Origin of the sequence: Psychrobacter sp. PL19 (assembly GCF_017875835.1) — a bacterium.
Classification (GTDB): Bacteria; Pseudomonadota; Gammaproteobacteria; order Pseudomonadales; family Moraxellaceae; genus Psychrobacter.
In genome coordinates this window covers 2,016,956-2,029,173 of record NZ_JAGING010000001.1, presented here as the reverse complement: position 1 = coordinate 2,029,173, position 12,218 = coordinate 2,016,956, and the positions used below count along the sequence as shown (strand labels likewise).

9 protein-coding genes and 1 pseudogene are annotated in these 12,218 nt (G+C 42.1%); all 10 read right to left on the bottom strand.

The window, feature by feature from the left end; genetic code table 11:
- Window positions 1-227: 227 nt before the first annotated feature.
- A complete protein-coding gene (miaA, locus tag H4W00_RS08250) occupies window positions 228-1,418 on the bottom strand; it encodes a tRNA (adenosine(37)-N6)-dimethylallyltransferase MiaA (protein WP_209957128.1) in 1,191 nt (396 codons plus the stop codon).
- A gap of 11 nt (window positions 1,419-1,429) precedes the next feature.
- Window positions 1,430-3,250: a DNA mismatch repair endonuclease MutL gene (gene mutL, locus H4W00_RS08245; RefSeq protein WP_209957126.1), complete on the bottom strand. Its 1,821-nt coding sequence runs from the start codon at window positions 3,248-3,250 to the stop codon at window positions 1,430-1,432.
- Window positions 3,251-3,594: 344 nt separating this feature from the next.
- Window positions 3,595-4,026: pseudogene (tsaE, locus tag H4W00_RS08240) on the bottom strand (tRNA (adenosine(37)-N6)-threonylcarbamoyltransferase complex ATPase subunit type 1 TsaE); the annotation flags it as partial.
- Window positions 4,019-4,621: a 6-pyruvoyl trahydropterin synthase family protein gene (locus tag H4W00_RS08235; RefSeq protein WP_209957120.1), complete on the bottom strand. Its 603-nt coding sequence runs from the start codon at window positions 4,619-4,621 to the stop codon at window positions 4,019-4,021. The gene H4W00_RS08235 and the pseudogene tsaE, both read right to left, overlap by 8 nt.
- Window positions 4,622-5,481: 860 nt before the next feature.
- Complete coding sequence (locus H4W00_RS08230; RefSeq protein ID WP_209957118.1) at window positions 5,482-5,814, bottom strand: YnfA family protein; 333 nt, start codon at window positions 5,812-5,814, stop codon at window positions 5,482-5,484.
- A gap of 60 nt (window positions 5,815-5,874) precedes the next feature.
- On the bottom strand, window positions 5,875-6,717 hold the full coding sequence (locus tag H4W00_RS08225; protein WP_209957116.1) for a PhzF family phenazine biosynthesis protein: 843 nt from the start codon (window positions 6,715-6,717) through the stop codon (window positions 5,875-5,877).
- Window positions 6,718-6,794: 77 nt separating this feature from the next.
- Complete coding sequence (locus tag H4W00_RS08220; protein ID WP_209957114.1) at window positions 6,795-7,256, bottom strand: methyltransferase family protein; 462 nt, start codon at window positions 7,254-7,256, stop codon at window positions 6,795-6,797.
- Between the two features lie 140 nt (window positions 7,257-7,396).
- Entirely contained in the window at window positions 7,397-7,981 is a 585-nt protein-coding gene (locus H4W00_RS08215; RefSeq protein WP_334684925.1) for an HD domain-containing protein, read from the bottom strand.
- A 242-nt stretch (window positions 7,982-8,223) separates the two neighbouring features.
- On the bottom strand, window positions 8,224-9,375 hold the full coding sequence (gene tnpB, locus H4W00_RS08210; protein WP_209957110.1) for an IS200/IS605 family element RNA-guided endonuclease TnpB: 1,152 nt from the start codon (window positions 9,373-9,375) through the stop codon (window positions 8,224-8,226).
- A gap of 594 nt (window positions 9,376-9,969) precedes the next feature.
- Window positions 9,970-11,652: a GMC family oxidoreductase gene (locus tag H4W00_RS08205; protein WP_209957107.1), complete on the bottom strand. Its 1,683-nt coding sequence runs from the start codon at window positions 11,650-11,652 to the stop codon at window positions 9,970-9,972.
- Window positions 11,653-12,218: the final 566 nt, after the last annotated feature.

Sequence of the window (12,218 nt, the reverse complement as noted above, 5' to 3'; positions counted from 1 at the left end):
TACTAACGAATAGTAAAAACAATTAATTAGTATAATTAACATTTTAGCGATTTTAAATTATAGCAGTTATATGTCTCGTACTTCGAGATTTATTGTCATTCATTTCTCCTTTATCATACTCAAAGCCTATTTCACTGAAATTAGTGTATTTTTACTTTACTCAGCGCAAATATTCTTTTGCTCAAGCAAGCTATCAACAATATAACAGTCGTTACAACGGTTCGTTACTAAAATAAATAGTTCTTTGCCTGCGCCATCGTCGTGAATGGCTGTACGATTGTTTGATTATCCACAGCACTATTCATAGGGTTGTTTATGGTATTAGGTGATGAAAATATACTTGGTATCCCTGACGATAGACTCGGCAATTGGGTCAATTTGCGTAGCCATGTGTACTGACGTTTTGCTAACTGTCTTGTAGCATATAATGCCTTATTTTGCATTTGTTGACAAGCGAGTACCTCAAGCGGACTGTTCGGCTCAATTGAATGCCTAGTTTGTTGTCGCGTGTTATTTTGCTGAGCTTGCTTAGCATTCGTTTCATCAAACGGCTCAAAGGCGTCATAAAACAGGGCTTTATTTAGATGCGGCTGCGCAAATACTGGATGGTCAACATGTACCAGATATTCTAATACTTGGCGATAACCAACACAACGCATGGCGGGCAAGTTTGGCGTAAGTGGATAACGCTCAAGCAGACCAAGAACCTCGGCGACCAATCCCTCTTGCCACATGATATCAAGGCGCTGCTCAATACGGGTATGCAGCCATGCGCGATCGGGCATCACTGTTAACGCATGCCACTGCTGAGCAGTATTATGCGCTAGTGCTTTTTTAGGTTTGCGCTGCCAGTCGCTTATTGGGATATTCGTTTGTAGATATACTTCAACTGCACGGGTAATGCGTTGGGTATCTGCCGGCTTTAGGCGCTGATGGCTACTAGGATCAACCTTACCAAGATAACTGTACAGCGTACTGATACCTTCAGCCTGTCGCCACTGCTCAACTTGCTGACGGACACTATCATTGCTGTCTGGCACAGGAGATAACCCATCAAGTAACGCCATGTAATACATCATAGTACCCCCTATTAATAAGGGTATTTTATCGTTTTGGTGACAGCTATCAATAAGGCCCGCAACGTCCGTGACAAACTCCGCCACACTATAACTTTGTATGGGATCAATAATATTTACCAAGTGATGCGGGTAGCCTTGTAGCTCAGTACTCGTCGGCTTGGCGGTGCCGATATTCATATCTCGATATATCAGCGCTGAGTCTACCGATATTAACTCATAGCGTCCTGTGTCATACAGCTCATAAGCTAGCGCAGTCTTACCACTAGCAGTTGGTGCCATCAAACACACCACACTGTTATCAGCCAGAGTGTGAGATGGGCTATCAGATAATAGTCGCATATACTGGCCTTTTACGTTGACGCGTTTGATAACATGGCTTTGAGTAGCTGCTCGGTATTGAGCATAGAGTGGGCATGAGTACTGAGTGCTTGTTCAATGGTTTCTTTAAATGCTATTAACTGCTGAGTAGACATGCGCTCGGCACAGCTATTTATTTGCTGATTGATCATCGCAGCGCTAGCTGGCACAGTATTTTTCTTGTCAAGCGCTTGCTCCAAGCACTGTTGTTCACCTAACGTCTGGGACTCCAGTTTAGCCTTAAATACCGACTGCCAATTTTCTTGCCAACGTTGTTGATCGATGAGCAAACATTGTCCTTGACTATAAAACAATAACCACGGCAATGATGACTGGTCATCGCTTTCAATTGCAGCAGCCGAAGTCGCTTGATAACGTTGAGAGACATCATCAATCACGTTTAAGCAGTGCGGTAAAGGTGAGTTACTAAAGGCAGATGGCCTGTCATTGGTACTACTACTTAGGCTATTTTCTTTGTCAAAGCTACTATTATCAGTACTATTAATATCGAAATATGATGGTTCTGGCAATGGTTTGTTTAACAGCTGTTGCTTATCTGAGTGCTGATATTGAGACTGAGGCGCTCGCACTTGCTGGTGTGAAGTCGCATCCTTCAAAGGAGTATCTTTGAATGAAACTGCTTCATGTGAGTGGTTATCTAAAGGTGCTGCACGAATTGACGCTTGCGAGGTATTTGTGTTTATCTTTTTGAGTTTAAGAGCGATGACATGACTTAAATGCGCCATAACATTGTTTAAAGGACTGATTTTGATACGCTGCTTAGTGGGATGCACATTAATATTAAGCCAATGTCCGGGTAATTCAAAATATAGTGCGTAGCCGATACCAGCGAGTTGAGCATTGGTTGCAAGCTGACGTAGCTGGTTGCTAATAGCGATTTCTTTAACCAAGCGGCCATTCACGTAAAGTAGCTTTGGCAGAGAGGTAAAGGTGGCTTGATTGCTCTGCTCATTAGTAACTGGCCATAACCAACCGCTGATAGTTGCTCGCTTGTTGGGATAGTCAGAAGAAATATTTGACTCGTGTAAAAGACTCGATAGATCTACTGTTATTTCTAGCGCATTATCAACTAAGGCGAGCCCTAATGCTTGCTCAAGACGCGACAAAGGTAGATGATTCTCATTACTACCAGCTATACTACCAACCGCGCTGTCAACTGAAGTTGCCGATAACGTTAAACGTTTTTTTTGATCATGATAAAGGCTTAAGGTCACATCCGCACGCGCTAAAGCTACCTCACGGACAACGATTTCAATATGAGCAAACTCAGTGCCAATAGACTTAAGATTACCGCGCCGCGCCGGTACGTTAAAATATAGGTCCTTTACTGTAATCGTTGTACCTTGGTTGTGCACGACCGGCGTTAGCTTGGGTGTATCTGCCAACACGCCAGCGACTTGCAACTGACGGCCAATGCCACTGTCATTATGGCTGCTAGCCAATGTTAGACGAGAAACAGCCGCTGTGGCTGCGAGCGCCTCGCCGCGAAAGCCTAATGTACTAATACCGTGCAAATTAGCGATATCAGCGACTTTGCTGGTCGCATGACGAGTAATCGCCATCACCATGTCATCGGGATGAATACCATCACCATTATCCACGACTTCAATCATACCCATGCCACCTTGGGTAATGCGTATTTCTATATCAGTAGCGCCAGCATCAATAGCATTTTCTAACAGCTCTTTGACCACGGCCGACGGGCGGGTCACTACCTCACCGGCTGCCAATTGATTGATTAGCAGTGGTGATAACTTTTTGATACGGGTATCGGAATGAGTATTATCTGGCATAATAAAGGTCATATTGAAGGTTAGGACACTGGATTTTGGTACTTAGTTTTGAAGCTTAGTTTTGAAGCTTAGAACTTAACGGTGAAAATTTTGGCAAGAAGACTATGCTCGAAATCAGTATTACAGTTAAAGCGTTCACGATTGATGAGGCTTTAAAGAGTCAGTGCGGATAAATCAATCCCTTGCGCCTGCCCTAATCGTGACAGTCTGAGCTCCACTTTCCGTAATTCCTTATTTCTTTGAGCACTGTCAATTTGAATGCCGCCACTTTGAATGCCGCCACTTTGAATGCCGTCACTTTGAGCATTGCCACTTTGAGCACTGTCATCTTGAGCACTATCACCTTGAATCATATCAATAAACAATGTCGGCGGTGGTAGATAGCTGTCAGCACGACTGGCCCATTCAATAATGATCAGTGCACCCGGTTCATCAAGATACTCATCAAAGCCAATGAAAGACAGCTCTTCTGGATCTTGTAGGCGGTATAAGTCCGCATGATAGACCGGCTTACTCATGCCATCATTCTGCTGAATATAATAAGGCTCGACCAAGGTATAGGTTGGACTTTTGACCGTTCCAATATGGCCTAACGCCTGCAGCCAATAACGAGTTAAAGTGGTTTTACCTACGCCTAAATCACCTGACAGCCATACGCTACCTGATAACGGTAAAGTGGCTAACTGCTGGGCTAAGCGCTGGGTATCTGCCTCAGAAGTCAGCACTAACGTTATCGACTGTTGATTACTTTTGGAGCGCTCATCGTCATTAGACATCTGGCTGCACCTGCATAGTCACCGATGGATTGATAAAACGCTCACCGCGTATTAGTTTGGCATATAGCTCTGGATCATGCCATTCAGCACAAACTTGCGCGCTAAATTCAAACTTATCCAGTTCAAGCTTACCCATCTGATCATTGGCCACATCATCAGCAAAGCATTGTGCATAACCGGTTGCCGTTTCGTGAGCAATTACTGAATACACACTCACATCAGCCTCACCATTTTGCATCTGGGTTTGCTGTAATACTTGTTGCGCCCAAAAAAATATTACCCGTGAAAACTGCTCAGCTGATGGAGAAACTGGCAAACTTATCCAGCGGGCACTGAACTTTTTGCAAGCAGCGATATACTCAGGATCGTCTTGATTCCAAAAACAAATCGCGTGATCAAAGCTATCAATAATGTCCTTGATTGAGGACTTCAACAGCCCAAAGTCATAAACCATATGTCCATGATCTAAGCTATGAGCCTCAAGAATCAACTCAATCTGATAGCTATGACCATGAATGGAATGCTTGCAGCGCTCAGAGCTACAATTACGAACGATATGAGCATTTTCGAATTTAAAAAGTTTACGGATACGCATAATAGTAAATTAACCAAAACAGTGAGTATCATTGTACTCGATGGACATGAATAATTATTTACCGAACCTAGTAATCGGCTTATATCTTATTATAGCAAATCGCCATCCTATCCGTAAGTAAGTGCTTATCAACGCTGTCGTCTATTTAACTCAATTTCAAACAATGAATTGCCCAAGCTAACCTTGTTAGACTGACGGAAACGACTTGTTGTAGTGCGTGCATCTACCTTCCACGTCATCTTTATTTTTTGGATGGGCTATTAGCTGGCAACAGCTAGCTATTGCTCGGTCTTAAGGCTATACTGATTTTGCTACGTATTAATAAAGCAGTACAATGGCAGCGACGGCGTAGCCTGTTAACAGACAGCCTAGTAATAAACACCACTTATAATACACAGCCTTTAGGTTGGCTAAAGCTGACCTTGAAGGGTTTGAAAACCTAGTTCAAAATTTTAGAAGCTATCTAAATTAGAAGCTATTTCAAAAAGGTCATCTCAAAAGGAGAGCATCATGAGTAAAGGTCAAGATAGTAAAAAAAACGTAAAAAAGAAACCGCTTTTAACAGCAAAAGAGAAAAAAGCGGCTAAACAATCGAAGAAAGACGATGGCAGCATTCTCGGAAAGCACTAAATAGGACAGGCCATCCACAGACAACTAACTACAGTTGTCTAGGGTGGCCATTGACTATCTAACTATTGCCTGCCTAGCTATTGCCTATCTAATCACGTTAAATCTCACCGCACCTTCATTGGTCTTCTAGCAGGCTTTTCGCCCTTGCCCTCTACTACAACATCAAGTGTCCAAACACGCTTTTCAAATCCGACGATTTAATTGTCAAGCGTCCGCTAGTAGTTAGTAATTTAGGCGCTACGTGGTGCAAACATAATAATAGCCATGCCTAACAGCGCTATCGCAGATCCTACGATGTCCCATATAGTTGGCCGAATACCATTGACTGTCCATAACCACATAATCGCCATAAAGATATAAACACCGCCATAAGCGGCATAGACTCTGCCCGCAGCGGTTGGATGTAGGGTCAACAGCCATACAAAAGCGACCAAACTCAACGCCCCTGGTATCAAAAGCCAAATCGACTTACCTTCTCGCAACCAAAGGTATGGTAAGTAGCAGCCAGCAATTTCCGCTAGCGCGGTAAGCATAAAAAGACCCACGGTCTTCAATTCAGACAAAACAACCTACTCCTTAAGTAAACCATAGCGCCAAACATTACCAAGTGGGCACTTATAACGCTAAATAGTAATAAATCCTGTTAGATAGTGCACCGCATTGCCAGCAATAAACACTCTATCATCTGCAACAACACAGTCGACCACCCCGCCTCGACTTGACGCTTGATAACCAATTAATTCATTTTTACCCAGCCGCTCTGCCCACAATGGTGCCAATCCAGTATGACTTGATCCAGTTACTGGATCTTCGTCACCGCCATTTACGGGCCAAAAATACCTAGAGATAAAATTATATTTATTATATTGGTCTGACTCAGTCTTGCAGGTAACCACCACATCTAAGGGCTTTAGCTGCTTCAAAGTGTCGTTATCACGAACTACCGACAGTACGTCAGACTCAGAGTGGTAAATAACAAAATACGCCTGGCCATTACAATAGACCTCAACAGGAGCAATAGATAAGCCCGCTAATAAACTCTCTGGGATACTATCGACCTTGTTAGGCTTAGTATTAGGAAAATTCATTTGAATTTTGCCAGAGTCTGTTTGTACGACTGACAGTGTCCCAACAGCAGTCACTAAAAAATTAATTACGGTTAGACTAGGGTTCTTTTTGAATAAGACAAAAGCTGATGCTAAGGTCGCATGACCACAAAAATCGATCTCAGTCAGTGGCGAAAACCAGCGGATATGATAGGTAACGACTGTATCTGACTGGTCTTTATCATCTAGCGTATCTGACTCATCCACCACTAGAAACGCAGTCTCAGATAGATTATTTTCCATCGCAATAGACTGCATCAAATCATCACTTAACCAGCTATCTGTGATAATAACTGCCGCTGAGTTTCCTTTAAACAGGGTATCCGTAAAGGCATCAATAACGTTGATTTCGAGTCGCATTTTATTTTCCTACCTTTGATAGCTTGTCGTTTTTAACCTTTAAACACAATCATCTAACATAAAGTATTTATTAGCGACTATAGCCACCGGCGCACTTTCGCTAGATAGACTTGATACTTATTGCCAAACTTCTTCGCCATAATCCTTTCTTCTGGTTGAATTTGAAAGTGGCTTATATAAATGATAAAAATGGGAATGAGAGCAAACGCTAATAAGTTAGACAAATATAGCCCCCAACCTGATAAAACAAGCACCAACCCTAGATACATAGGATTGCGCGTATATCGATAAATGCCATTGGTTACTAGACTGGTAGAATTGTGCGGCACATGCGGATTAATAGTGGTTTGTGCTTTTTTAAATTCAGTAACCCCCATGATGCTAATACCCAACCCTATAATCGTTAGAATAGCGCCCAGCCAAGCCGACCCAACCAGTGAAAACTGCAATGCGGGAAACATTCTAGATACCCCGTACATTACAGCACCTATAATTAAGGCTTGCAATGGCGGTGGAACTTTAAGCTCTAAAGACATCATAATGTCACCGTATAAAAACGTATCAATAGTAAACCTTAAACTATACGCTATTCTGTTATCGCTATTTGATGTACAACCAATCAACTATCAAAAAAAACTTAAGCCAACGCTTACAGTCTGTAATACAATTATTATCATAATCAAGAGTCTTGTAGCCAACCCTCTTGCACTGCTACCTGAATATTATCAAGCATCCATGAGTGGATTTCAGGGAAATCATGGGCAATGAATGCATGTGCTGCTAATACTTGAGATTTCTTTATGCCAAGCTCTCGCCAGGTTTTACCTTCGCTAGAAATATTATGTAAAAAAGGCAACATTCTATCTACTGCCTTTAGTAATTTAGTCTCTAAGCTATCGCCTGTTTCTTGCTCTTCCCACAGTTCAGAAAGCTCAGCAACCCCATTACCTGGATAGGTTTTTAAACGCTTTACACCTTCTCGCTCAGCGGTATGCGCGGTACTTCTGTCGCTAGCATAAAGAAAGGTATCGCCAGCGTCTATTTCACCTAAATCATGGATTAACGCTAGCTTCAGTAATTTTTCTTCAGATATGTCAAGATTAAAACTTCTTGAAATTGACCAGCAAGCCATAGCCAAATGCCATGAATGTTCAGCAGAGTTTTCAAGACGAGCGCCACCATCGATATAGGTGCGGCGGTTAACCAGTTTTAAGGCATCAAGCTCAAGAAGGTACTCTGTAATCGCCGTTAAATCATTCGACAATGTAAACTCCTTATAAATTAGTGAATTTCTGATTGGTAAAACCATATAGATTGGTTAGAAGAGTATAGGTTGCTAGAACAGCATATAACCTAGAGCAGCTTAACTGTTCTAGACAGTTAAAAGATTGAATTAGAAGCCTTGAATTAGCGACTATGAACTACCGACCACCTATAGAGGTGGCGGTTTCTTAGATAATACCCATACTTAATATGATATTCTGTATCAGAGGTTAGGCAAATTCACTAAGCTAACCCTGTCACACCGACAGTTTTGAGTGTTACCAGTCTTAATCCCTCGTTTAAGATATTAAGGCTGGCATTGATATCTCGATTATTTTTTTGCAAGCAGCTCGGGCAATCCCATGATCTTACCGATAGTGGCAGCTCAGCTTTAGTCAGTAAGTGACCGCACCCTGAGCAGGTTTTAGAGGACGGATACCACCTGTCTATTTTGACAAGCTCTTTGCCATACCAGTCTGCTTTATACGCAAGCATGGTGGTAAAAGTAGACCATGAGCTGTCCAATATGGCTTTGGCAAGTTTGTGGTTTTTAACCATGCCCTTGACGTTTAAATCCTCAATTGCAATAACATCGTGGTTTTTAATGAGATTGAACGAGAGTTTGTGTAGGAAGTCTTTGCGTGCATTGGTTATTTTTTCATAAACTTTAGCGACTTTTGTTTTCTGCTTTTGATAGTTGCTGCTCTCAGACAGCTTGCGCTGCTGAGTTTTAGCAACCAATCTGCGTTTGGCCAATATTTTTTGTTCTCGCGCCAGTTTATTTTGCAATTTTGATAGAAATTTAGGATTAGCAACTTTTGACCCGTCTGATAGGACGATGAAGTCTATTAATCCTAAATCAATACCGGTGTTTGACTGGGTTTTAGGCAGGTCATCGACCACTGTTTCAACCAATAAGCTGACATGGTAGTTACCGGATGGGCTTTTACTGATGGTAGCGCTTTTAATTAAGCCATTGATAGAGCGGTGTACCTTCGCCTTGATGTGACCGATTTTAGGCAACTTAACGCTGCTTTGTGTGACCGCTACCGTACCCTTTTGATTGTTGGTGGTGTAACTGTCTTTGATGCCTTTCTTCTTGAACTTAGGGAAGCCTGACCCTTGTTTGAAGAATTTATTATAAGCACTGCGTAGGTTCTGCTGGACGTTGGCCAGCGCCAAACTATCAATCTCTTTTAGCCACTCAAACTCAGTCTTATATTGAGCAGGGGTATTTTTAAGCTCAGTCTTACTCTCTTTATAATGCTCAATCTTATCACTAAGCATCTTGTTCCAAATAAAGCGCGTGCAACCAAACGACTTAGCAAAGAATATTTGTTGATCCTCTGTCGGGTACAGTCTGATTTTATGGGCTTTAAGGATTTGTTTGCTCATATAGAAGTTGTTTGTCATTGGCGGTATAATTATTAATTATTATAACAAATACACCAAATAGTAACCCAAAAATACGCATTCATCCCACTACTTTAGAAGTAGGGGAATTCTGCGCCGAGGTGTTAAATTATAAGCCTTGCATTCAAAAATCCGTAACCTTGATAAATCATTTCGGCTGCATAACATCAAAGCCTGTACGAATATTACTAAGAAAATATCTTGCAGAGCCCAGCGCAATAAGCTCGCCATCGATACAGTTATCTTAGATTCATTACCAGTAGTTTATACCATTCTCGCCATAATATTTAATAGCCAGTAAAAAGACCTTCTAGCAAATGACTTCAAGATTCAAAAGACGTTTCTTGATGAGAAGTCTAAAAATCCAAATTAGCCTAAATTGTCCTGAATTAGATATTACCTAATATGTCCCTAACATATGCAGTATCGGACCAAGTTCTGAACTTCAAATCAACCACAACCATAGAGCATCTAAAACAAAAAAGCCTTCCAGTTCTCTAAAGAGATGCTGGAAAGCTTTTCCTAAATCTAGGCCTTAACCATCAAGCCGTTCTCATGGAATAGTGCTATGCAACACTATGCATAAGCTGGCTCTTTAGCCTTGATCGGGTTAATATTTTCAGCCTTCATAGGGTCGGCAGTGGCAGCACGTTCAGCCTTAATCTGATCAGCGATTTTTTCGGCAATAGCGATGGTTGGACCATTAGTATTGGCACTGATTAGTGTCGGCATAATCGAAGCATCGACTACACGCAGTCCATCGACACCTCTGACTTTAAGATCTACGTCCACGACTGATAGACTGTCTGAACCCATACGACACGTACCTACTGGATGATAAATCGTATCCGCCTTGTTTCGTATATAGCCTAGTAAACCATCCTTTTCAATATCAGGGCCCGCGTAGTCCTTGGTGATGAACTTTGCCATGGCCTCTTCTTGCATAATGGCACGCGTACGCTCTGCGCCTGCTACCATATGTTCGACGTCTTTTGGATGAGACAAATAGTTGGGATCAATTAGCGGTGCTTCGCTTGGATCATTAGATGCCAACTTAACCGTACCGCGGCTTTCAGGACGCAAGTAACAAGTGTGGACGGAGACGGCGTGACCCAACTTAATTTTGCGACCATGCTCTACCACTCGAGAAATCAAAAAGTGTAGCTGGATGTCTGGCCAATCTTTTGGGTCGTTTTCTTTAGCACTAAAAAAGGCACCCGCTTCAGCAAAGTTGGTTGACAACAGGCCGGTGCCATCTTTTTTCCAACGACTCAAGCCTTTGATTATTTTACCAGCTGCACCCAAAGTAATCCCAAACACGTCTTTGGTATTCACCTCATAATCAAAAACAACATCTAAATGGTCTTGTAGGTTTTCACCAACATTTGGTGAGTCATAGACCACTTCAATACCATGTTCTTGCAACTGCTCTTTAGGGCCAATACCTGACAACATTAATATCTTAGGTGAGCCAAAGGTCCCTGAACACAAAATAACTTCTGAACGTGCTTGAATGGTATATTCTTCACCACTTTTATTGTATACCATGCCTACTGCGCGCTGATCTTCTATCAAGACACGTGAGGCCATTGCACCGGTGATAATCGTAAGATTGGGGCGGTCGTCCTCAATAGGATGTACATAGGCGGCAGCGGCTGAACAGCGTTGTCCCTTCTTTTCACCATGAAAGTGGGTGACTTGATACAGACCTGCGCCGTCTTGCTTGGTCGCATTAAAATCATTGTTACGGTCTATACCATTAGCAGCGCACGCATCAATAAAGGTATTGGAGATAGGACGAGGGCTAAGCAGCTCGGTGACATTTAAAGGTCCGCTGTCACCGTGATGGTCATCACCGCCACGGCTGTTATTCTCTGATTTCTTAAAATAAGGTAATAACTGATCATATCCCCAGCCCTCACAACCTAGATCAGCCCAGCGGTTATAGTCTTTTGGACTACCACGGGTGTAGACCATCGCATTAATAGCGGATGAGCCGCCAAGACATTGTCCACGGGGCTGGAAGCCAATGCGATTGTTGAGATGGGTTTGCGGTACGGTATCGAAGCACCAGTTATTTAGTTTCAGTGGTTTGCCTGGAACCATCAAGACGAGGCCAGCAGGTACTCGCACCGCAAGATCTTTGCCGTCGCCACCAAACTCTAATAAACAAACTTTGATTTCAGGGTCTTCTGACAAGCGCGCTGCCAAAACACAGCCTGCAGATCCACCGCCAACGATAATATAGTCAAATTCCATAAATAAATAGCTCCTTGCTTGCGAATAGTATCCGTTCAATAACACGCAGCCAATATCCTCAATAGTGATACCTGGCTTAGGTGAATCAACTTACTTACCAATTAACTATAGCAGAAACAGTCAACTATATTCGCTTAATTTAGAAGACACCCTAGTCATCTTTCAACTAGATATTTTAATTACATAGTATATTAATCAATACTAAACAATTTTTTATTAAGCCCTCTGGTTACTTACATTCAAGCATCTCCATACAGTATTAGTTTAAACTTAAAAGCAAACCAGAAAGTATAATAATCGTCTCATAAATAGGACATTGCACTGATTAAAGGTACCCATAAATGGCAGACTACCTGCCTCAAATGCTCTAAATAGTACTAAAGCTACATTCTTACTACTGGTGTTTGAGAAGCATAAGAGCAGTGGGCTGCCGTAGACCATATATTTACTTATGAACAGACCGTTATCTAAAGACGAAGTTATTCTTCCTTACAATGTTTTTAGAAATTAAGACCTGTCATTAAAAAAGCACCCTATCGAGTAAAGGCTCAATAGGGTGATTTTTT

What these genes read in the sequence shown, in the direction of transcription:
- miaA (WP_209957128.1), bottom strand. Translation starts at nt 1,418, where the DNA reads ATGCGACTATTATCTGATAGCCCATCTCACACTCTGGCTGATAACAGT.
- mutL (WP_209957126.1), bottom strand. Translation starts at nt 3,250, where the DNA reads ATGCCAGATAATACTCATTCCGATACCCGTATCAAAAAGTTATCACCA.
- H4W00_RS08235 (WP_209957120.1), bottom strand. Translation starts at nt 4,621, where the DNA reads ATGCGTATCCGTAAACTTTTTAAATTCGAAAATGCTCATATCGTTCGT.
- H4W00_RS08225 (WP_209957116.1), bottom strand. Translation starts at nt 6,717, where the DNA reads ATGCGACTCGAAATCAACGTTATTGATGCCTTTACGGATACCCTGTTT.
- H4W00_RS08220 (WP_209957114.1), bottom strand. Translation starts at nt 7,256, where the DNA reads ATGATGTCTTTAGAGCTTAAAGTTCCACCGCCATTGCAAGCCTTAATT.
- tnpB (WP_209957110.1), bottom strand. Translation starts at nt 9,375, where the DNA reads ATGAGCAAACAAATCCTTAAAGCCCATAAAATCAGACTGTACCCGACA.
- H4W00_RS08205 (WP_209957107.1), bottom strand. Translation starts at nt 11,652, where the DNA reads ATGGAATTTGACTATATTATCGTTGGCGGTGGATCTGCAGGCTGTGTT.